This is a genomic window from Pseudomonas abietaniphila (assembly GCF_900100795.1).
GTDB classification, from domain to species: Bacteria; Pseudomonadota; Gammaproteobacteria; order Pseudomonadales; family Pseudomonadaceae; genus Aquipseudomonas; species Aquipseudomonas abietaniphila.
In genome coordinates this window covers 125,944-148,127 of the sequence record NZ_FNCO01000012.1, presented here as the reverse complement: position 1 = coordinate 148,127, position 22,184 = coordinate 125,944, and the positions used below count along the sequence as shown (strand labels likewise).

The window sequence follows — 22,184 nt, the reverse complement described above, 5'->3', positions numbered from 1 at the left end:
CAGCGACTCCCCGTCCTGATGACAATAAAAACCAAAGGTTTCACACCAAAAACAAAGGCCACCCGGTATTTCGCGCGAGTTGCCGGTCAACGCCTTGAGAAAATCATTCATGAATAAGCTGTGTTTACTGAGTCTAGTCATCGGTTTGGCCAGTCAGTCCGCCTGGGCCGAAACCGCAACCAGCCCCGCCAGTAACCTGTCCACGTTACAAGCCAAGAATGCATTCATCTCCAACCTGATGAAGCAAATGACCCTCGACGAGAAGATCGGTCAGTTGCGCCTCATCAGCATCGGGCCGGAAATGCCGAAGTCGGAAATCGTCAAGGAAATCGCCGCAGGCAGAATCGGCGGCACCTTCAACTCCGTCCTGCTGCCCGATAACCGCGCCATGCAAGACGCTGCCGTCGCCCACAGCCGTATGAAGATCCCGATGTTCTTCGCCTACGACGTGATCCACGGCCAGCGCACCATATTCCCGATCAGCCTGGGCCTGGCGTCGACCTGGGACATGGACGCCGTCACCCGCGCCGGTCGCGTTTCCGCGATCGAAGCCGCTGCCGATGGCGTAGACATGACCTTCGCGCCGATGGTCGACATCACCCGTGATGCCCGCTGGGGTCGCAGCTCCGAAGGCTTCGGCGAGGACACGTATCTCGTTTCGCGCCTTTCCGCGACGATGACCCGCGCTTTCCAGGGCACCAGCACGCAAGCACCGAACAGCATCATGGCCGCCGTCAAACACTTCGCCCTTTACGGTGCAGTGGAAGGCGGTCGCGATTACAACACCGTCGACATGAGCCCGGTGCGCATGCAACAGGACTACCTCCCGCCGTACCGCGCCGCCATCGATGCGGGCGCAGGGGGTGTGATGGTCGCACTGAACTCCATCAACGGCGTGCCTTCGACGGCCAACGCCTGGTTGCTGCAAGACGTGCTGCGCAAGGACTGGGGCTTCAAGGGCGTCACCGTCAGCGACCACGGCGCCATCAAGGAGCTGATCGACCACGGCGTCGCCAAGGACTTCCGCGAAGCCGCGAAGCTGGCAATCAAGGCCGGTGTCGACCTCAGCATGAACGACAAAGCGTACGGAGAAGAGCTCCCTGCGCTGGTCAAGAACGGTGAAGTGTCGATCAAGGAAGTCGACAATGCCGTGCGTGAAGTGCTCGGCGCGAAGTGGGAAATGGGCCTGTTCGCCAACCCTTACCTGCGCATCGGTGCGGCTGTCGACGACCCGGTCGATCGCGATGCCGAAAACCGGCTGCACCGCGCCGAGGCCCGCGATGTCGCGCGCCGCAGCATGGTCCTGTTGAAAAACGACCACAACACCCTGCCACTGAAGAAAGAAGGCACCATTGCCATTGTCGGCCCGCTGGCCAAGAGCTCGCTGGACATGCTGGGCAGCTGGTCTGCCGCCGGTCTGGCGCGTCAGACCGTCAGCGCCTACGACGGTCTGGCCAATGCCATCGGCGACAAAGCGAAGATTCTCTACGCCGCCGGCACCAACGTGACCGACAACCAGGAAGCGATCACCTACCTGGACAAGATGGACGACCAGATTCACATCGACGGCCGTCCCGAGCAGGACATGATCGACGAGGCGGTCAAGGTCGCCCAGCAGTCGGACGTGGTCGTGGCCGTGGTTGGCGAATCACGCAACATGTCGCACGAAGCCGCGAGCCGCGTGGATCTGGTACTTCCAGGCCGTCAGCGCGATTTGATCAAGGCGCTCAAAGCCACGGGCAAACCGCTGGTCATCGTGCTGATGAACGGCCGGCCGCTGGCGCTGGGTGAAGAGAACAAGCAGGCCGATGCCATGCTTGAAACCTGGTTCCTGGGCACAGAAGGCGGCAACGCGCTGGCGGACGTGCTGTTCGGCGACTACAACCCGTCGGGCAAACTGCCGATGACGTTCCCTCGCTCGGTCGGTCAGGTGCCTGCCTACTACAATCACCTGAACACCGGTCGTCCGTATCGCGAGAACGACTCGAACTACACCTCGAACTACTTCGAGGAGCCGACCAGCCCGCTGTTCCCGTTTGGTTACGGCCTGAGCTACACCCAGTTCAGCGTTTCGGACATCGTGCTGTCGGTCAACAAGATGACCCGCAAAGACAAACTGACCGCGACCGTTCAAGTGAAGAACATCGGCAAGGTCGCGGGTGAAACCGTGGTTCAGCTTTACCTGCGTGATGTGGCTGCGTCCATCAGTCGTCCGGTGAAAGAACTGAAGAACTTCCAGAAGGTGATGTTGAAGCCTGGCGAAGAAAAATCGGTGACCTTCACCGTGACCGAGGAAGACCTGAAGTTCTTCAATCCGTCGCTCAAGTACGCGGCAGAAGCAGGCGAATTCAAGCTGATGATCGGCCTGGACTCCAAGGACGTGAAAGAAACGACGTTCAATCTGCTTTAAGCCTTGCTGTGGGTGGTGCGGTGCCCAGACCGCACCACGAAGAGATTAACGTGTAGGAGCGCACTTGCCCGAGATTGCATGCCTTCCTCGCCTGCCGAGGGGACTGACAGGTTGCTATCGCGGGCAAGCGCGCTCCTACACGGTCAGCATCCTCAGGCCTATTTATGCCCCGCGCCGCCCGCCTTCCGTTATATGTCCTGCTCATCCTGGCGGGCGCCGTGATTGTCGCGACCCTGGCGATGCATCAGGCGCAACGCCATTCGCTCGAAGACGAGGCAGCTCGCGCCCAGGACCAGCTTTCGCTCTACGCCAACACCCTGCAAACCCTGATCGAGCGTTACCGTGCCCTCCCCGCCGTCCTGGCGCTGGACCCGGAGCTGCGCGCCGCCCTGCGCGGACCGGTCGGCGCTGAAACCACGCAAGCCCTCAATCTCAAACTCGAGCAGATCAACGGCGCCGCGCAATCCTCGACGCTGGAACTGCTTGATCGTGACGGACTGGCGATCGGCGCCAGCAACTGGAAACTGCCCAGCAGCTACGTCGGCCACAACTACGGGTTTCGTCCTTATTTCACGCAGACCAAAGCGACCGGCGTCGGGCGGTTTTACGCGGTCGGGGTCACCAGCGGCATCCCCGGCTACTTCCTGGCCAATGCGGTGCGCGACGACGCCGGGCTTTTCATCGGTGCGATGGTCGTGAAGCTGGAGTTCCCGGACCTTGAGCACACGTGGGCGCAGGGCGACGATTTGTTGCTGGTCAGCGATGCAAAGGGCGTGGTGTTCATCGCCAATCAGCCCGGCTGGCGCTATCGCTCACTGCACCCGCTGTCGGATCAGGACCGCACCGAACTGGGCAGCACCCGCCAGTACGATAAACAGCCGTTGACGCCACTGACTCAAGAACCGCTGCGCACCTTCAACGACAGCAGCCACCTGAGCCGGGTTGTCGCGCCCGAGGGTACGACCGATTACCTCTGGCAGTCGTTACCCTTGCAACCGGAAGGGTGGACGCTGCACCTGCTTCGCAAACCTCAGCCTGCCCCTGAAGACCTTCGCAACGCCGCATTGGCAGCGGCCGGCACCTGGCTGACACTGGTGTTCCTCGGGCTGTTTCTTTATCAGCGCTGGCGACTGGCGCGCATGCGTCAACGCAGTCGCGAGGAACTGGAACAACTGGTCGAAGCGCGCACCCGGGATTTACGAACCGCTCAGGACGGTCTGGTGCAATCGACCAAGCTCGCTGCGCTGGGACAGATGTCCGCCGCCCTCGCTCACGAAATCAACCAGCCGCTGACCGCACAACGCATGCAACTGGCAACCCTGCGCTTACTGCTCGACCATGGCCGGGTCGATGACGCTTATAAGGCGCTGACTCTGCTCGACCAGCAATTGACCCGCATGGCGGCGCTTACCGGGCATCTCAAGACCTTTGCCCGCAAAAGCCCCAGCGGCCTGCGCGAGCGCGTGGACCTTGCCTGCGTGGTCGATCAGGCGATGTTGCTGCTCGACGCCAGAATTCGCGAGGAACGCGTGAGCTGTGTCCTGGACCTGACGCGTCCTGCCTGGGTGCGGGGCGATGCGATTCGTCTTGAGCAAGTGCTCATCAATCTGCTGCGCAATGCCCTGGACGCCATGCGCGAACAACCGCTCAAGCGGCTGGAAATCCGTATCGACGCCGAGGGCGATCACTGGCGCCTGAGCGTGGTTGACAGCGGCAGCGGAATTGCCGAGGCGCATCTGGCGAATATCTTTGATCCATTCTTCACCACCAAACCCGTCGGCGACGGGCTCGGTCTCGGGCTGGCGGTGTCCTACGCTATCGTCCATGAGCTAGGAGGACGTCTGAGCGCCGAGAACCTCGCGAACGGCGCGCGGTTTTTCTTCTGTCTGACCCAGGCCCCGGAGGCTGAACCCCTATGCTGAACTCGGTGATCGTGGTCGATGACGAGGCCCCTATTCGTGAAGCGGTCGAACAATGGCTGTCGCTGTCTGACTTCGAGGTGCAAGTGTTCAGTCGTGCCGAAGACTGCCTGGCGCAGCTGCCCGAGCACTTTCCCGGCGTGATCCTCAGCGATGTGCGCATGCCGGGTATGGGCGGGCTGGAGCTATTGGCCCAGATACAGGCACGGGATCCTGACTTGCCCGTGATTCTGCTGACGGGGCACGGCGATGTACCCATGGCGGTGGATGCCATGCGCGACGGCGCCTATGACTTTCTGGAGAAACCGTTCACCCCGCAAACCCTGCTCGGCAGTCTGCGCCGTGCGCTGGAAAAACGCCGATTGGTGCTGGAGAACCGTCGTTTGCATGAACAGGCGGACAATCGCAGCCGCCTCGAAGCCACGTTGCTGGGCCTGTCGCCGAGCATTCAGACCCTGCGCCGTCAGGTTCAAGACCTCGCCCAACTGCCAGTCAATGTGTTGATTCGGGGCGAAACCGGCAGCGGCAAGGAAATGGTTGCGCGCTGCCTGCACGACTTCGGCCCTCGGGCCAGCAAACCGTTCGTGGCCGTCAACTGTGCCGCCATTCCCGAGCAACTGTTTGAAGCCGAGCTGTTTGGCCATGAAAGCGGCGCGTTCACAGGCGCCCAGGGCAAGCGCATCGGCAAACTGGAGTTCGCCCACGGCGGTACGCTGTTCCTCGACGAAATCGAAAGCATGCCACTGGCGCAACAGGTGAAGTTACTGCGGGTGATTCAGGATCGGCGCCTTGAACGATTGGGCTCTAACCAGAGTATCGAGGTTGACCTGCGCATCGTGGCCGCGACCAAGCCGGATCTGCTGGCAGAAGCCAGGTCCGGGCGTTTTCGTGAAGACCTGGCGTACCGCCTCAACATTGCCGAGCTGCGCCTGCCCCCCTTGCGCGAACGGCGCGAAGACATCCCGCTGCTGTTCGGTCATTTCTCACGGCAGGCGGCGGAACGTCTGGGCCGCAGCACGCCGGTGCTCGGCGGTGGGCAACTGAGTCATTTGCTCAGCCATGACTGGCCGGGCAATGTGCGGGAGCTGGCCAACGCCGCCGAACGTCAGGTGCTCGGGCTGGAGAATCCAGCCTCGGTGGACATGCCGGCCGGACAGTCGCTGGCGGCGCAACAGGAAGCGTTCGAGGCCCATTGCCTGCGCTCGGCGCTGAGCCGGCATAAAGGCGATATCAAGGCGGTGCTGAACGAGCTGCAACTGCCGCGCCGAACGCTGAATGAAAAGATGCAGCGTCACGGGTTGATCCGGGAAGTGTTTCTTCCTGACAACGGCGACCCTTTGTAGGACCCCGTCCACTGTAGGAGCTGCCGGAGGTTACGACGGTGGCGAATGCGATCGACCTGATACGAATAGGCTGGCTGCCCCCATGCCATCCTGAGCAAGCGCGCACCTGCAACAACGCGCGACATGAGCAAAATTTCGCTCATCCAACCCCCGCGCATCGGCGGTTTTCCGCTCATCCACTGCAAGCAAACCCTTCTAGACCGGGCCTTTCGGGCTTGGCACGTCTCCTGCTATCACCCTTGCAAGACCGCATCGCTGCGATCCTTCTAAAAACAATGACTTGCAGGAAATCCAATGGCTATTCCCAACTCTGTTTCCAACGGATCGGCTGCCGCACCCGTCGCCGACAAGACCACCCGAAGTCGCCTGAAATCCATTTTTAGCGGTTCGGTCGGCAACATGGTCGAGTGGTACGACTGGTACGTCTACGCTGCCTTCTCCCTTTACTTCGCCAAAGTCTTCTTCCCCAAAGGCGACACCACCGCACAACTGCTCAACACTGCCGCGATCTTCGCGGTCGGGTTTTTAATGCGCCCAATCGGCGGCTGGCTGATGGGCCTTTACGCTGATCGCAAGGGCCGCAAAGCTGCCTTGATGGCCTCGGTTCTGCTGATGTGCTTCGGATCACTGATCATCGCGCTCACGCCCGGTTATGAAACCATCGGCGTCGGCGCCCCTGTCCTGCTGGTGTTCGCTCGCTTGCTGCAGGGCCTGTCGGTCGGCGGCGAATACGGCACCTCGGCGACCTACCTCAGCGAGATGGCGACCAAGGAACGTCGTGGCTTCTTCTCCAGCTTCCAGTACGTGACGCTGATCTCCGGCCAGCTCATCGCGCTGGGCGTGTTGATCGTGCTGCAACAAACACTCACCACCGAGCAACTGAACACCTGGGGCTGGCGCATTCCGTTTGCCATCGGCGCGCTCTGCGCTGTCGTCGCGCTGTTCCTGCGTCGCGGCATGGAAGAAACCGAGTCGTTCACCAAAAAGAAGGAAGAACCAAAAGAGAGCCTGATGCGCACCCTGATGCGTCATCCCAAGGAACTCATGACCGTGGTCGGCCTGACCATGGGCGGCACCCTGGCGTTCTACACCTACACCACCTACATGCAGAAATACCTGGTGAACACCGTCGGCATGAGCATCACCGACTCCACCACCATTTCCGCCGCCACACTGTTTCTGTTCATGGTGCTGCAACCGGTGATCGGTGCGCTGTCTGACAAGATCGGTCGTCGCCCGATCCTGATTGCCTTCGGTGTGCTCGGCACGCTATGCACGGTACCTATCCTCACCACGCTGCACACGATTCAAACCTGGTGGGGTGCGTTCTTCCTGATCATGGCGGCGCTGATCATCGTCAGCGGTTACACCTCGATCAACGCCGTGGTGAAGGCTGAGCTCTTCCCTACCGAAATTCGTGCACTGGGCGTCGGCCTGCCGTACGCACTGACCGTCTCGATCTTCGGCGGCACCGCCGAATACATCGCGTTGTGGTTCAAGAGCATCGGCATGGAAACGGGCTACTACTGGTACGTCACCGCCTGTATCGCCTGCTCGTTGCTGGTCTACGTCTTCATGAAGGACACCCGCAAGCATTCTCGGATCGAGACCGACTGACCGCGCGGAAAGGGCCGTATTAGCGCGCTCACGCACGCGAACCCAGGGGCACCCACGCAAAGTGGCTGCCCCTTTTTTTCGCGGCCCTGGCCGCTAAGTGGCTGAATCACCACGCGCTTTTCGCAGTATCAATTTCAGCGATGATTGCTACTAATGCGATTGACTTCTTAATAATCCAGAGCCGAGTAAAGTTAACTCCATACCGAGTTACCCACTTATTTGAATCGATCTGGAGCAACTACCATGAAAACTAACAAACTGATCTTCGGCCTCGCTTTCTCACTTCTGGCTTCTAGCGCTTTTGCACTTCCCGTTGCAGACGCAAGCAAACATGTCAACGCGCCGGTAGTTGCTGAAAACGGATCCTCTCATACCAACATCGGTCGTGTTGCTGCTGACGGTGCTGACCGCGTAGGTAACAACCGTGTTGCCGCTGACGGTGCTGACCGCGTAGGCAACAACCGTGTGGCCGCTGACGGCGCTGACCGCGTAGGCAACAACCGTGTGGCCGCTGACGGCGCTGACCGCGTAGGCAACAACCGTGTGGCCGCTGATGGCGCTGACCGTGTAGGCAACAACCGTGTGGCCGCTGACGGCGCTGACCGTGTAGGCAACAACCGTGTGGCCGCTGACGGCGCTGACCGTGTAGGCAACAACCGTGTGGCCACTGATGGTGCTGACCATGTTGGTGCAAATCGTGTCGCTGCCGATGGTGCTGACCGTGTAGGCGCAAATCGTCTGAGCTGATCGCCAAGCGGCTCCCTCTCGAGCCCGGCTTTCGCCGGGCTTAGTTTTTTCTGATGCAGCGAAACGATCTCGTCCCTGCATTTACGGGGCATCTGGCGATTTCGGGGTGATTTTCTCCTCGTTTCCAGCAGATCGCGCTATCACCCTGATGAATCACCACTCATCACGCAAACCTCACCCATGAAAAAATGCGTCCACGCAAGAATTTATTTGTCAAGGAGCAAAACTGTCAGAACTGACAGAATTTGCCCCATTGCGGATCAAAATCCGCTGGAGCGCTTTAAAACCGGGCGCTGCGGCCAACTATCATTTTCAGCGATGGTCGTTAGCAACCTTGTTAACTTCTACTTAATGCATGCGCGCGTAGAATTCACTCCATACCCAAGTTAAAGAAATTATTGAACTTTGATGGAGCAAACATCATGAAAACTTCAAATCTTCTGTTCGGCCTTAGTCTTTCCATTCTGGCATCGAGTGCATTCGCATTGCCTGTTTCTGATCATCACGCTGTATTGAACGGTACGGTTGTAGCCGAAGGTGGTTCTTCTCACACCAACGCTTCGCACACGGGTTCTTATCGTCAGGCTTCTGATGGTGCTGATCACGTCGGTGCAAACCGCTTGGCCGCTGACGGCGCTGATCGTGTAGGCAACAACCGTCAGGCCGCAGATGGTGCCGATCACGTCGGTGCAAACCGCTTGGCCGCTGACGGCGCTGATCGTGTAGGCAACAACCGCGTCAGCTGATTCGGCTTTACAGGTCTACCGCTTCACACGTTCCACCTCCTGAACTCCCTTTGTAGCCCGGTTTATGCCGGGCTTTTTTTTGTCCGCATCACGGCAGGGTCTGGAATCCGCGGGAAATGCCTTGCACTATGACGGCCTTCATTCTGTGCAGACAGCCGATACGCAAACCGGCTCGTCGCCTCTCTCATTCAGGAAATGCGCCATGTCAGACGATATTCATTTCTACGAGCCATCCAAAGGTCACGGGCTGCCGCACGATCCGTTCAACGCCATCGTCGGCCCGCGTCCCATTGGCTGGATTTCGTCTCAGGACGCCCATGGCAAGCTCAATCTTGCGCCGTACAGCTTCTTCAACGCCTTCAACTACGTGCCGCCGATCATTGGCTTCTGCAGCATTGGCCGCAAAGACAGCCTGAACAACATTGAGCAGACCGGCGAGTTCGTGTGGAATCTCGCAACCCGTCCGCTTGCCGAGCAGATGAACATGAGCTGCGCGCCCGTGGCAGCAGACGTGAATGAATTCGAGCTCGCCAATCTCACCGCCGAGCCGTCACGCATCGTGTCGGTGCCGAGGGTAAAAGAAACGCCGGTGGCGTTTGAGTGCAAGGTGACGCAGATCATCCAGCTGCAACGCGCGGACAAGGAAGTCGTGCCAAGCTGGTTGATTCTGGGAGAAGTGGTAGCGATTCACATCGCCAAGCGCCTGCTCAAGGACGGTATTTACGACACCGCAGCCGGTGAGCCGATCCTGCGCGGCGGTGGCCCGGCCGATTATTTCCAGCTAGGCCCTGAGTCGTTGTTCAAGATGTACCGACCGCGCGCCTGATCAGTCCTGGGCGAACATCAGTTCGCCCTCAGACGTCACGTCGATCAACCGCTCCAGTTCCTGGACCGCCGCTTGATCGGCGGCCAGCGCTGTCTTGAATGTCTGGTCTTGAAGCACGCGATGAAAGGTCGGCGCACCACCGGCTCCCAGTCCTTTGACGGCGATAGCGGCGCTGTACGCGCCGTCGCCAGGGACTGCAGCGGAAACGGCTTCGTAATGCTGGAATTCTTTGCGTGCCATGGGAGGAGGATCCTGCCTTGAAAGAGAAGGCGTGGATTTTAAACCTGAGCTGGGGAGATGAGCGTGAGATTTTCCATGTTCAAGCCGACGTATTCGTCGCAATAACGCCCAGACCACGCTCACCCACCGTGATCGCACTGTCTCGCAGGAGTGGGTCTGCTCGCGATAAAACGCTTAAAACAACCGCTGCTCACCCCGCCTTCCGCACATCCGGCAACCCATACGCCGCCTCGGCCTGGGCGGCGCTGACGTGGGCGAAGGTCTGAAAATCCAGGCTACTGACCAGGCGCTCAGTCACCAACTCGGAAAAGAGTGCCAGCTCAGGTGTGGCGAACCAGTCGTTCATGGCTGAGGCGTCCGCCCACAGTCCGCTGATCACCCACACCTCCTTTTCAGTCATCGATTGCTGCAGCGCGAAGTGCAGGCAACCGCCGGCCCGGGAGGATGGGGCGATCAACGTGCTCAGGCGTGCGCCGAGTCGGGCACCGTTTCCGGCGCTGGCGCGCAAGGTCACAAGGTGGCTCACAGCTGACGGGTTGTGCATGGTCTTCGCTCCTTTGATTCAGCCGCGATCGAAGAAGGCGTTGCGGCTGGATGTGAAGATTAGTGGCCCCCGTGCAAATGTCGTTAGCCGGATACTGCCTCGTTATTGCCTGATTCTGCGCGCAGGCTTCTCAGCCGCCAGCCCATTGATCGCCCAACCGGGGCATTGGACGCGGGAGTTTCAAGCAATCAACCCAGCCAGGTAGGGCGTTTCGTCGTCTATCGCATGAATCGATAGCAGAATCAGGCAATCATCCGGCAGGATTCGCCTACCGCTTGCGATTGCACAAAAATAAGCTGTGCTGCATCGACGCTCCGTCAGAGGAATTTTCCATGTTGCCCACCGCCGTTGAGCCCGCCATCGCCCGTGCCGCGCCAGACACCCGGCCGATGCCAGAATTGAGCGCGACAATGGAACAGCAGCGAGCAGAGCTTGCCGAGCTGATCCGTCGACACGCTCCCTCGGACGGCAGCTTTCAGACATTGATCAAGCCGCTGTTCATGGTGCGTCACGACCGCCCGCTGCAGTCCGTGCCAGGCGTGGTTCAACCTGCGCTGTGTATCATGGCCCAAGGCCGCAAGGACGTGACGCTGGGTGGCGAACTGTTCACCTACGACCCGCTCAACTACCTGGTGCTCTCGGTTGCCCTGCCTATCAGCGGCAAAGTGATTTACGCAACGCCGGAAGACCCGCACCTGGCCATGCGGCTGGACATCGACCCCGCCGACATCAATGCGTTAATCGCGCAAGCCGGTCCTATGAGCGTACCGACCCGCCCCAGTGGACGCGGCATGTACGTGGAACGCATCGATTCACAATTGCTGGACGCGGTTATTCGCCTGATTCGCCTGCTGGACAGCCCGAAAGACATCCCCATGCTGGCGCCGCTGATCACCCGCGAAATCCTCTACCGCTTGCTACGCGGGAGCGAAGGCTATCGGTTGTATGAAATCGCCATCTCCAACTGCCAGACCCATCGTGTGACCCAAGCCATCAAATGGCTGAACGAGCATTTTCAGCAACCGTTGCGTATCGAAGAGCTGGCTCGGGAAGTGAATTTGAGTGTCTCGACACTGCACCATCGGTTCAAGGCCGTGACCGCCATGAGCCCGTTGCAGTATCAGAAACAGCTGCGTTTGCAGGAGGCCCGTCGCCTGATGCTGGCCGACGGGCTTGAGGCGTCAGCCGCCGGTTACAAGGTGGGCTATGAAAGCCCGTCCCAGTTCAGCCGCGAATACAGCCGCCTGTTCGGCGCGCCCCCGTTGCGGGACCTGGCGCGCCTGCGTAAAACGCTGTGAACCATCGGCGCTGAGCAGCATGCAGGTCAGGCGCTCAGCACCCGGCACGCCTCAGCAGGAATCATCACCGAGATCGGATGACCAATGGCCAGCCCGAGGCTCTGGTTCGGCGTACTCAGCGCGGTCAGCGACACGCCGCCGCACTCCACCGTGGTTTCGATGGTGGCGCCAATGTCGCGAATGAACGTGACCGTGCCGTTCAGGCGATTACCTTCAGCAGCCTGCGAACGCGAAAGCTGCAAGTCTTCCGGGCGCACCAGCATTCTGATCTCGGCACCGGCTTTGATCGTGTCGCCGATCGGCACGTCCAGTGAATCGCCTGCGGGCAGCTGCACGCGGCCACCACCCAGAGCTTTGGCCGGGAAGATATTGCCGGAACCGATGAAGTCCGCGACAAAGGCGTTGGCCGGGTTGCGGTAAATCTCAATCGGCGTACCTACCTGCTGCACCCTGTGCTCACCCAGCACCACGACGATGTCGGCCATGGTCATGGCTTCGCGTTGATCGTGGGTCACCAGAATGGTGGTGATGTTCAGCTGTTTTTGCAGTTGACGAATTTCCACCTGCATCGACTCTCGCAGCTTGGCGTCCAGTGCGGACAGCGGCTCGTCGAGCAACAAGAGTTTCGGGTGCGAGGCAATCGCGCGGGCAATCGCGACACGCTGGCGCTGACCGCCGGACAGTTTCGCCACCGGACGATCCACCATCTGTTGCAGCTGAATCATCGCCAGCAGCTCGGTGACACGCGCTTTCTGCGCGGCCTTGTCGACACCCCGCAACTTGAGCGGGTACGCGATGTTTTCGCCAACCGTCATGTGCGGGAACAGCGCCAGCGATTGAAACACCATCCCGAAATTGCGCTCGTGCGCCGGCGTGTGGCTGACGTCCTCGCCATCCAGGCGAATCTCGCCGCTGGTGAGGGTTTCAAGCCCCGCGATCATGCGCAGCAACGTGGTTTTGCCGCAGCCCGACGGGCCCAGGAAGCACACGAGCTTGCCCTGCGGCAGGTGCAGATTAACGTCGGTGACGGCGCAGGCCGAGCCATAGAATTTTTCAACGTTTTCGAGCATCAGTCCGGTCATTTCTTCACACCTCAAATCAGAACGAAACGCCACCTTCACCGACCAGCTTCTCCAACGCCCAGATCAGGACGAAGTCGATCAGCACGATCAGCACGGCGAACGAGAAAACGGTGGGATCGAGCGAGGAGACGGTGCGGCTGTACATCCAGATCGGCACGGTCATCACGTCGATGTTGTAAAGGAAGTAGGTCACCGTGAACTCGTTGAACGAGACGATGAAGGCCAGCAGCATCCCGGCGAGAATCCCCGATTTCATCAACGGCACCACGACATCGACGATGGCGCGGGTGGGAGAAGCGCCCAGCATCTGCGCGGCCTCTTCCACTTCGCTGCCGATGGTCATCATCGAGGCCGTGCAGTTCTTGATCACGAAAGGCAGCGCGAGAATCACGTGGGCAATCACCAGCCGCGAGGTGCTCAGGTGAAATGGCAAGCTGTCGAACACCAGCAGCAAGGCCAGCCCCAGGACCACCATCGGGAACACCAGCGGCAGCGACATCAGTTGCATCGCGAAGGCCTTGCCACGGAACTCGCAACGCGTCAGCGCGTAAGACGCCGGCACAGCAATCAACGTGGCGAAGATCATCGTCAGGCACGCCACCATCAGGCTCGTGGTCATGGCTTTGCCCAGGCTCAGCACATCGCTTTCATCCGGGGAAACGAAGGTCTGCCAGGCCGCCCTGTACCACTGCAGGCTGTAGCTGCTCGGCGGAAAATCGAGGTTGGCCGAGCCGCTGAACGACATGACGATCATGGTCAGGATCGGGGTGACTGCCAGGAACAGAATCACCGCCGACACAATGGCCGCGAAACGTCCGGTTTCGCCGGGTAAAAGGGGCTGGGAACGGCGTATCTTTTTGCTCATTGCGAAGCCTCCAGCATGCGCCGACGGCGACCGGTGACGAATTCGGAAAGGGTCATGATCGCCAGCGTCGTGATGATCAGCACGACACCCGCCGCCGACGCAGCAGGCCAGTTCATGAGCGGCGCGATCTGGTCATGCACCATCACCGCGAGCATCGGCACGCGCCGACCGCCGAGGAGCAACGGCACGACGAAACTGCTGGCGTTGTAGGCGAACACCAGCGTGGCGCCGGTGATGATGCCCGGCAGACTCATGGGCAGGATGACCTGACGAAACACCTGAAAGCGACTGGCGCCCAGCGTCGCGGCGGCCTCTTCATAGCTTCGCGAAATCCCGCGCATGGCGCTCGCGATCGGCAGCACTGCCAGCGGGAAAGCGGTTTGCACCAGGCCCATCAGCACGCCGTTCTGGTTGTAGAGCATCATGATCGGCCGAGTGATCAGCCCCATCCCCTTAAGCGCCTGGTTGAGCATGCCGGCCGGGCCGAGAATCACCAGCCAGCCGTAACTTTGCAGCAGCAGGTTGACCAGCAGCGGCAACAGGACCGCCGCGAGAAAAACACGTCTGACCAAGGGCGACTTGAGCCGCGCCATGGTGTAGCCGACCGGGATCGCCAGGATGACGGCAATCACCGCGCTGATCAGGGCCAGTCGCAAGGTCAGCAGCAGGGACTTCAAATAATAGGGTTCGAACAGTTGTGCATAACTGTCGAGACTGAAGCCGCTCCACTCCGCCCCTTTGGTGCCGACGCTCATGCGCAGGACCAAGAGGCTGGCGACGATCAGTACGGCGAGGAACAGCATCGACGGCGTGAGGAACAGCCATGCGCGAGCGGTGGCCGAGAATGGCTGGTTTCGACGCGGTTTGGCTGCGTCTTCCTGGCGCGTTATAGGTGGGTTTTGCATGTGTTTGATCTCGGGTTTAGCGATGAGTCAGGGATGCATCGGGTGCACGTCCGATGTGTTCGCGGGCAAGCGCGCTCCTACAATTGATCGCGTTCCACTGTAGGAATGAGCTTGCTCGCGATGACGTCAGGACGGACGACCACACAACACCCGCGTGACGCCTATCACAGGCTCAGGACGAGAAAATCTCGGTGTAACGACGAATCCACTGGTCATGCACCGTCGCCAGGAAGGCGTTGTCGTGCATGATCGCCTTGTCGGCAATCTGCTCAGGCGTGAGGATGTACGGGCTTTTGCGCGCTTCGGCGGAGATCACCGCCTTGGCGTTGACCGGGCCGTTGTAGATGTCTTCGGCCATCTTGCCCTGCACCACTGGGTCCAGCGAGTGGTCAAGGAAGGCGTAGGCCAGGTCAGTATCGCCGGGACGATTCTTCGGCATCACCGACTGCATCAGGTCCGTGTAAAAGCCTTCCTTCATGCCAAAGGTGGCGCCCAGGCCGTAGTTGGGGTCGCGAATCTGTTTCGGGAAGAATGCCGGCGCATAAAGCCCGCCCATGTCCAGGGAACCGGTGCGGAACAACTCGGCGATCTGGTTCGGGTTCTCACCCAGCGTCACGACGCGGTCCTTCAACTCGGCGAGCTTCTTGAAGCCCGGCTCGATGTTGTGCTCGTCACCGCCAGCGAGTTTCGCGGCGATGATGATCAGGTCCATTGCCTCGGTCCAGTTGGGCGGCGGCAGGAAAATATTCGGCGCCATGTCCTTGTCCCATAGCGCGGCGTAGCTGTCCGGGGCCTCCTTCACGGTGCGAGTGCTGTACACCAGGCTGTTGCACCAGAGCAGGTAACCGATGCCGTGCCCATTGGCGCCGGTGCGGTACTTCTCAGGCACATCAACAATGTTGGGAATGCGGTTCAGGTCCGGTTTTTCCAGAAGACCGGCGGCCGCCAGGCCTTCGGCGCCGACGCCTGCCAGGGTAATGATGTCGTACTGAGGACGATCGCCGCCGGCCTTGAGTTTGGCGACCATTTCCGAGGTGCTGCCGGTGCGGTCTGCAATCACTTTGGCGCCGGTTTTGGCTTCGAATGTCGCCGCGATATTGCGCAGGGCTGCAAGGCCCGTGTCATCCGACCAGGTCAGCAGACGCAGGGTCTTGCCCTGGAATTTGCCATCACTGGCGCTCGCCCGGATAAAGGGCATGGACATGGCCGCCGCGCCCACGGATGCGACGCCCACTGCCTTGATGAATTGCCGTCTGTTCAGATCATGTTTGCCCACGTCGGACTCCATTGTTTTTCTGTCGCATGGTTGAGGGAATTCGCACCGCAGCGCGCAAGCCGACTTCTCTATAAGCCCCGGATGGCGGGGAGTTCAGCAAGTCAGCGGGGTCATCCTGCGGCGACGCAGGTCCCTCAACAATCGAAAGTTTTTCATTGGAGCCATGTGCTCGACGCATGCCTTATGGGGAGGCATGCGTGAACTGTTTTCGACCGGCTCAGACAGCGCGAACGACGTGTTTTATTTCCTGAAATGCCTGCATGCCCCAAGGCCCTAACTCGCGGCCCAGACTGCTCTGCTTGTAGCCGCCCCAAGCGGTTTGAGGAAAGATCACCTGTGGCGCGTTGATCCACACAAGCCCCGCCTGCAGCGCGTTGGCGACGCGTTCAGTGGTCGCGGCATCACGACCGACCACGCTGGCCACCAGACCGAACTGGCTGTCGTTGGCCAGAGCAATCGCCTCGGCTTCCGAGCTGAAACCCCGAACGCAGACCACCGGGCCAAAGATCTCCTCGCGCCACAGCGCACTGTCCAGGGGCACGTGGCTGAACACCGCAGGCTGCAAAAAATACCCGCGAGGCTGGTCGGCCGGACGTTTCCCGCCGCACAACAGACGCGCGCCCGTGTCTTTGCCGGCCTCGATATGGGCAATCACCCGTTGATACTGTGCCTTGTTGACTAAGGGGCCCATCTCGGCGCCTTCGTCCTGAGGGGCGGCGACCTTGATCGATCTGGCCTTTGCGACGATGCGCTCCAGAAAGGGTTCGAGCAGTTCGTTCGCCACCAGTACGCGGCTGGTCGCCGAGCACATCTGTCCGGCATTGAAGAATCCGCCGCCACTGGCCAGCTCCACCGCCAGATCCAGATCGGCATCGGCCAACACCAGAAGAGAAGACTTGCCGCCCAGTTCCAGGCTGACGCCTTTCACGGTTTCCGCCGCGCGCTGCATTACCTGCACGCCCACCGCATTACTGCCGGTGAACGACACTTTCGCGATGCCGGGGTGGCCCGACATCGGCGCGCCGACCGCCAGACCAGTGCCGCAGACGACGTTGAACACCCCCGTCGGCAAACCGCTCGCGGCAATGATCTGCGCCAGTTCCAGCTCGGCGAGAGGCGTCACTTCGGAAGGCTTCAGGACCACACAGCAGCCGGCCGCCAATGCAGGCGCGAGCTTCCAGGCAGTGGTCACCATCGGAAAATTCCACGGCACGATCAGCCCGACCACGCCGCACGGCTCACGGCGCAGGCGCGCGGTGAATTCATCGCTGGGCAGCTCGACCGCACGGTTCTGCTGACCGTCAGAGGCTTCGGCCAATTCGGCGTAATAGTTGAAGGTGCCGATCACATCGTCAACGTCGATGGCTGCTTCGAACCCCGGTTTGCCGTTGTTGCTCGATTGCAACTCGATCAGCCGCTCGCGACGGGCCGCCACACCGTGGGCGATTTTGCGCAGGATCATCGCCCGCGCCGCGCCGGTGGTTTTCGACCATGCGCCGAAGGCCTCGCGTGCAGCCTGCACGGCATCATCCACCGCACGCGCATCGCCACCGGTGACGATCGCCAGACGCTCCTCGGTCGACGGGTTGATCACGGTCAGTTGCTCGCCGCCAGCGCGCCAATGACCGTCGATGTATACACCTGCCAAAACCGGGCTCAACACAGTTGCCTCACTCACAATGCTTTCAATCCATTCATCCAGCGACGCTGGTCAATTTCGATGACGGTCGGGCCCTGACGGTCGTTGGCCGCATTCAATGCCGTTTTCAGTTGCTCGACGCTGCTGACCGCCTCGGCCGCGCAGCCCAGGGCTTTGGCGACGCCGATGAAATCAGGGGTGTAAATGTCCACGCCCACCGGCTCGATCGCGCGATTGACCATGTACTTCTTGATCTCCTCGTAACCCTGGTTATTCCACAGCAGCACGATGATCGGCGTGCGCGCTTCGACCGCGCTGGCCAGTTCCGACAGGGTGAATTGCAGGCCACCGTCGCCGATCAGGCAGGCAACCGGGTTGCGCTCCCCTGCATCCTGACTGCCAAGCCAGGCACCCACCGCCGCGGGCAAGGCATAACCCAGCGTGCCGTAGCCGGTGGACGAGTTGAACCAGCGGCGCGGCTTGTCCAGATCCAGCGTCAGGTTCCCGGTATAGACCGGCTGGGTCGAGTCGCCCACGAGCACCACGTCGGGCAGCACCTCCAGGACAGTTTCCAGGAACAGCGTCTGCCCGCGCGTGGCTTCATCCCATGACGCGGTCAGCGTCTCTTTGAGTGCAGCCGCGCGTTTGTGGCCCCAGTCACTCTGACGCTCGGTCAGTGTTTCTTCGTTCACAGCAGCCACCAGCGCCTCGGCTGCGGTCCGGGCGTCGGACACCAACGCGACCTTGGGCGGGAAGTTGCGCACTGTCTGATCAGGGTCGATATCGATACGCAGCAGCGTGCCGGGGATTTTGAAGTGCCCTTGGAACGTGATGTCGTAATCGGTTTCGGCCAGTTCTGTGCCGATCGCCAGCACCACGTCGGCGCCTTCGATGATTTCGCGGGTCGGGTCCAGCGACTGGGTCGAACCGATCAACAGCGGATGACTCGACGCCAGCATGCCCTTGGCGTTGATCGTCAGCGCAACCGGCGCGTCGAGCTTTTCTGCCAGTTGAGTGAGTGCGCCGGCCGCATCAATAGCACCACCACCGGCCAGAATCAGCGGACGCTTGGCGTTGGCCAGCAACCCGGCCATTTGCTTGATGGCGGCCGGCGATGGACCGGCCGGGGTGATCGACACCGGCTGGCTGTCCAGCAGGTCATCGGCGTTCTCGACCAGCACGTCCAGCGGGATTTCGATGTGCACAGGCCGGGGACGACCGGCCTGGAACAACGCGAACGCGCGGGCCAGCACCGACGGCAACTCGGCGGCCGACATCAACGTGTGGGAGAACGCCGCGACGCCCGCCACCAGCGCGCTCTGCGACGGCAGCTCATGCAGCTTGCCGCGTCCACCGCCCAGTTGGTTACGCGATTGCACGCTGGAAATCACCAGCATCGGGATGGAGTCGGCGTAGGCCTGCCCCATGGCCGTGGTGATGTTGGTCATCCCGGGGCCGGTGATGATGAAGCAGACGCCCGGCTTGCCACGGGTGCGCGCGTAACCGTCGGCCATAAAACCGGCGCCCTGTTCGTGACGCGGGGTGACGTGATTGATCGATGAGCTCGCAAGGCCGCGATACAGCTCCACCGTATGCACGCCAGGGATGCCGAACACCTGCTCGACACCGTATCTCTCGAGTAACTTGACCAACACTTCGCCGCACGTCGCCATTTGTCTGGACCTTATAGTCGTTCGTTCTGAAAACCGGATTCGAAGCTGCCCGCCAGGCTCAAACCAGGCGCAACAGATGTAGGGTAATTGGAACCGTGCGGACATATCGGTGACAACGCAAAAAATGTCATGCTTAGGCATGTTCTCCACTCATGCCTGCGCGACCGATGAAACGCCTGCCTCCCCTGCCCGCCCTGCACACCTTCCTGATTACGGCTCAATGCTGCAATTTCACGCGTGCGGCAGAGCTGTTGCACATCACGCAGGGTGCCGTCAGTCGGCAGATTTCGGGGCTGGAAAGCCATCTGGGCTACAGCTTGTTTCAGCGTCAGGCCCGGGGCCTGAGCCTGACGGCGCAGGGCCGCGAACTGTTTCCGCGTATCCAGCAAGTGTTCGCCCTGATCGACGAGGCGGTCGATCAGGTCGGGGTCAAGCGCGAGGCGCTGCAGCTCAAGGCACCCACCTGCATGATGCGCTGGCTGCTGCCACGCCTGTTGCAGTGGCAAAAGGAACGCCCGGATGTGCCCGTGGAACTGACCACGACCGTGCAGCACGCGGTGGACTTTCGTCGTGAGGAATTCGACGCCGCCGTGGTCTACGGTGCTCGCCCCGACGGATCGATGCAGGTCCATCACATTTTTGACGAACAACTCACGCCCGTCTGTTCGCAATCGCTGCTGGACGGCCCGACGCCGCTGAGCGAGTTGAGCGATCTGGAGCAGCACATGTTGCTGCACCCGACCCGCGATCAACGTGACTGGGAGCAGTGGCTCAAGGCAGCAGGCACGACCCTGAGCAACATCAGCAAGGGTCAGCATTTCGACACCCTCGACCTGGCAATGACCGTCGCGTCTCAGGGTTCGGGTGTCGCGATTGGCGACTGGGCGCTGATCGGCGAAGACTTGAGCGCCGGGCGACTGGTGATGCCGTTTGATCTGCGGGTCAAAACCGGTCAGGCCTATTATTTCGTCTACCCGAACCGTGCCGGGTCCTCACCACAACTGCAGGAACTGCTGGAATGGTTGCTGGTCCAGGCCGCTCAGCGCGAGGGGCAGTGATCACGCCCGCAGCAGATCGGCCAGCAGGGTTTGACGGCGTTAAACCTTACAGCGCCCCTTCGCTGATAAAAACATTCAATCCTGATCGTTAAGCCATCATCGCGATAACGGCCTACACTCACCTTGTCCGACAAACAAACATTTTTGTAACCGGATCGAGGCAAATGTCATGAAAACCACAATAAAAAGACAATGCGTGTACGTAGTCGCTGTTCTGGCGGTGCTCGGCATTTACGCGGCAGGCGCCTATCGAATAGAACAACTGCGGCAACAACCGCGTATGGCAGTGGTCTGCACCATTGGCCATTGTGTGCCGTCGGATGCGAGCTTCAGCGCCTTACGCTGATCGTATCTGCAGGCGTCGACAGCGAGTGAATCGATAAAGCCAGCTATCGATTAGCTAGCTAACGGACTAGACTGAGCGAAAATTCCCGCAGCGGTATACGGCGGGTCAACCTGCCAGTTCGAGCCCTTGTCGTGACCAGCCTCAATCAAACCCGTCCGGACATTCGCAGCATTCTCTTTGCGCTGATGATGGCCGTCTTTCTCAGTGCGCTGGACCAGACCATCGTCGCGGTCTCGATGCCCGCCATCTCCGCTCAATTCAAGGATTTCGACCTGCTGGCCTGGGTCATCTCGGCCTATATGGTCGCGCTCACCGTGGCCGTCCCGATTTACGGCAAACTGGGTGACCTCTACGGCCGTCGACGCCTGATGCTGTTTGGTCTGGGGACCTTCACCCTCGCATCCCTGTTTTGCGCCATGGCCCAGAGCATGGAACAACTGGTGCTGGCGCGCGTGCTGCAGGGTATCGGTGCGGGCGGCATGGTCTCGGTCAGCCAGGCGATCATCGGTGACATTGTCCCGCCCCGCGAACGTGGCCGTTATCAGGGTTATTTCAGCGGCATGTACGCGGCGGCGAGCGTCGCGGGCCCGGTCTTGGGCGGCTTCATGACCGAATACCTCTCCTGGCGCTGGGTGTTCATCATCAACCTGCCGCTGGGTCTCGTGGCCTGGTGGGTCGCGCGTCAGACCCTGATCGGTCTGCCGGTTCCGCAGCGCAAACCTGTCATTGATTACCTGGGCACGGTGCTGATGATCATCGGCCTGACGGCCCTGTTGTTGGGCATCACTGAAATCGGTCAGGGTCATAGCTGGCGCGATGATCACGTGCTGACTCAACTGGGCGTGGCGCTGCTGGCGCTGGTGGTTTTCGTGCTGCATGAGCGTCGATCCCCTGAGCCGCTGCTGCCCATGCATCTGTTCGCCAACCGCAGCGCCGTGTTGTGCTGGTGCACGATTTTCTTCACCAGCTTCCAGGCCATCTCGCTGATCGTGCTGCTGCCACTGCGTTTCCAGACCGTGACAGGGGGCGGCGCCGACAGTGCGGCACTGCACTTGATGCCCCTGGCGATCGGCATGCCGATGGGCGCTTACTTTGGCGGACGTCGGACGTCGCTCACCGGTCGCTACAAGCCGATCATTCTGACCGGTGCAGCGCTGATGCCGCTGGCGATTCTGGGCATCGCCTTCACACCCCCGCAGTCAGTCATCCTCACCGGTTTATTCATGGTGCTCACGGGCATCGCCAGCGGCCTGCAATTTCCCACGTCGCTGGTCGGCACACAGAACTCGGTGGACATGAAGGACATGGGCGTTGCCACCAGCACCACCAACCTCTTCCGCTCATTGGGCGGTGCCGTGGGCGTGGCAAGCATGTCGGCGCTGTTATTGGCGATGTTGACGACATCCGGTCTGGGCCACCTCAGTGGCGGCGCGATCGGTGAAGGCAGTTCGGGCAATCTGTTGATGGACAGCCTGCACGCCGCCAGCGGCCCGGCGCTGGAACTGCTTCGTGGCCAGTTGTCGATGACCTTCCAGCATCTGCTGATGATCAGTGCCGCCGTTTCCGTCCTCGGCCTGGCCGCGGCGTTGGCGATGCCGAACAACCTCTTGCGCGGGCGGGATGACAAGGATCGGTGAGGTTGTTTGCCGC

18 protein-coding genes are annotated in these 22,184 nt (G+C 60.7%); 9 read left to right on the top strand and 9 right to left on the bottom strand.

Going from position 1 to position 22,184, the window contains the following annotated elements; all coding sequences use genetic code 11:
* The first annotated feature begins 109 nt into the window (after nt 1–109).
* The 4 genes from bglX to BLS87_RS22090 all read left to right on the top strand — a co-directional run bounded on the left by bglX (nt 110) and on the right by BLS87_RS22090 (nt 7,289).
* The gene (bglX, locus tag BLS87_RS22105; RefSeq protein ID WP_074755634.1) at nt 110–2,410 is read left to right on the top strand and encodes a beta-glucosidase BglX; all 2,301 of its coding nucleotides are present in this window, start codon (nt 110–112) and stop codon (nt 2,408–2,410) included.
* Between the two features lie 164 nt (nt 2,411–2,574).
* Nucleotides 2,575–4,332 (top strand): sensor histidine kinase, encoded by a 1,758-nt coding sequence (locus BLS87_RS22100; RefSeq protein ID WP_074755632.1) that lies wholly within the window; start codon nt 2,575–2,577, stop codon nt 4,330–4,332.
* Nucleotides 4,326–5,672 (top strand): sigma-54-dependent transcriptional regulator, encoded by a 1,347-nt coding sequence (locus tag BLS87_RS22095; RefSeq protein ID WP_074755630.1) that lies wholly within the window; start codon nt 4,326–4,328, stop codon nt 5,670–5,672. The genes BLS87_RS22100 and BLS87_RS22095 overlap by 7 nt, the downstream gene beginning before the upstream one ends.
* A gap of 294 nt (nt 5,673–5,966) precedes the next feature.
* Complete coding sequence (locus BLS87_RS22090) at nt 5,967–7,289, top strand: MFS transporter (RefSeq protein WP_074755628.1); 1,323 nt, start codon at nt 5,967–5,969, stop codon at nt 7,287–7,289.
* A 279-nt stretch (nt 7,290–7,568) separates the two neighbouring features.
* Here BLS87_RS22090 and BLS87_RS35330 read toward each other — a convergent pair whose 3' ends face one another.
* Nucleotides 7,569–7,973, bottom strand: a complete 405-nt coding sequence (locus BLS87_RS35330) for a hypothetical protein (protein ID WP_208605187.1) — start codon at nt 7,971–7,973, stop codon at nt 7,569–7,571.
* Between the two features lie 485 nt (nt 7,974–8,458).
* Between BLS87_RS35330 and BLS87_RS22080 the strand changes: the two genes are divergently transcribed.
* The gene (locus BLS87_RS22080; protein WP_074755623.1) at nt 8,459–8,782 is read left to right on the top strand and encodes a hypothetical protein; all 324 of its coding nucleotides are present in this window, start codon (nt 8,459–8,461) and stop codon (nt 8,780–8,782) included.
* Between the two features lie 202 nt (nt 8,783–8,984).
* A complete protein-coding gene (locus tag BLS87_RS22075; RefSeq protein ID WP_074755621.1) occupies nt 8,985–9,608 on the top strand; it encodes a flavin reductase family protein in 624 nt (207 codons plus the stop codon).
* Here BLS87_RS22075 and BLS87_RS22070 read toward each other — a convergent pair whose 3' ends face one another.
* Together BLS87_RS22070 and BLS87_RS22065 are read right to left on the bottom strand one after the other, a co-directional pair.
* Nucleotides 9,609–9,848 (bottom strand): hypothetical protein, encoded by a 240-nt coding sequence (locus BLS87_RS22070; RefSeq protein ID WP_074755619.1) that lies wholly within the window; start codon nt 9,846–9,848, stop codon nt 9,609–9,611.
* A 190-nt stretch (nt 9,849–10,038) separates the two neighbouring features.
* Nucleotides 10,039–10,392: an antibiotic biosynthesis monooxygenase family protein gene (locus BLS87_RS22065; RefSeq protein ID WP_074755617.1), complete on the bottom strand. Its 354-nt coding sequence runs from the start codon at nt 10,390–10,392 to the stop codon at nt 10,039–10,041.
* Nucleotides 10,393–10,781: 389 nt separating this feature from the next.
* Between BLS87_RS22065 and BLS87_RS22060 the strand changes: the two genes are divergently transcribed.
* A complete protein-coding gene (locus tag BLS87_RS22060; RefSeq protein ID WP_074755794.1) occupies nt 10,782–11,690 on the top strand; it encodes an AraC family transcriptional regulator in 909 nt (302 codons plus the stop codon).
* A 26-nt stretch (nt 11,691–11,716) separates the two neighbouring features.
* Here the strand turns inward: BLS87_RS22060 and BLS87_RS22055 are convergent, their stop codons facing one another.
* From BLS87_RS22055 to BLS87_RS22030, 6 genes are all read right to left on the bottom strand, one after another.
* Entirely contained in the window at nt 11,717–12,772 is a 1,056-nt protein-coding gene (locus tag BLS87_RS22055; protein WP_074755615.1) for an ABC transporter ATP-binding protein, read from the bottom strand.
* A gap of 16 nt (nt 12,773–12,788) precedes the next feature.
* A complete protein-coding gene (locus BLS87_RS22050) occupies nt 12,789–13,637 on the bottom strand; it encodes an ABC transporter permease (protein WP_074755613.1) in 849 nt (282 codons plus the stop codon).
* A complete protein-coding gene (locus tag BLS87_RS22045; RefSeq protein WP_425262245.1) occupies nt 13,634–14,440 on the bottom strand; it encodes an ABC transporter permease in 807 nt (268 codons plus the stop codon). Before BLS87_RS22045 ends, BLS87_RS22050 begins: the two co-directional genes overlap by 4 nt.
* Before the next feature lie 274 nt (nt 14,441–14,714).
* Nucleotides 14,715–15,818 (bottom strand): ABC transporter substrate-binding protein, encoded by a 1,104-nt coding sequence (locus BLS87_RS22040; RefSeq protein WP_074755791.1) that lies wholly within the window; start codon nt 15,816–15,818, stop codon nt 14,715–14,717.
* 217 nt (nt 15,819–16,035) lie between these two features.
* On the bottom strand, nt 16,036–17,496 hold the full coding sequence (locus BLS87_RS22035; protein WP_074755609.1) for an aldehyde dehydrogenase family protein: 1,461 nt from the start codon (nt 17,494–17,496) through the stop codon (nt 16,036–16,038).
* Nucleotides 17,493–19,130 (bottom strand): 5-guanidino-2-oxopentanoate decarboxylase, encoded by a 1,638-nt coding sequence (locus BLS87_RS22030; protein WP_074755607.1) that lies wholly within the window; start codon nt 19,128–19,130, stop codon nt 17,493–17,495. Before BLS87_RS22030 ends, BLS87_RS22035 begins: the two co-directional genes overlap by 4 nt.
* Nucleotides 19,131–19,297: 167 nt before the next feature.
* Here BLS87_RS22030 and BLS87_RS22025 point away from each other — a divergent pair, with 167 nt between their 5' ends.
* On the top strand, nt 19,298–20,188 hold the full coding sequence (locus BLS87_RS22025) for a LysR substrate-binding domain-containing protein (RefSeq protein ID WP_074755605.1): 891 nt from the start codon (nt 19,298–19,300) through the stop codon (nt 20,186–20,188).
* Nucleotides 20,189–20,665: 477 nt separating this feature from the next.
* The gene (locus BLS87_RS22020; protein WP_074755603.1) at nt 20,666–22,171 is read left to right on the top strand and encodes an MDR family MFS transporter; all 1,506 of its coding nucleotides are present in this window, start codon (nt 20,666–20,668) and stop codon (nt 22,169–22,171) included.
* Nucleotides 22,172–22,184: the final 13 nt, after the last annotated feature.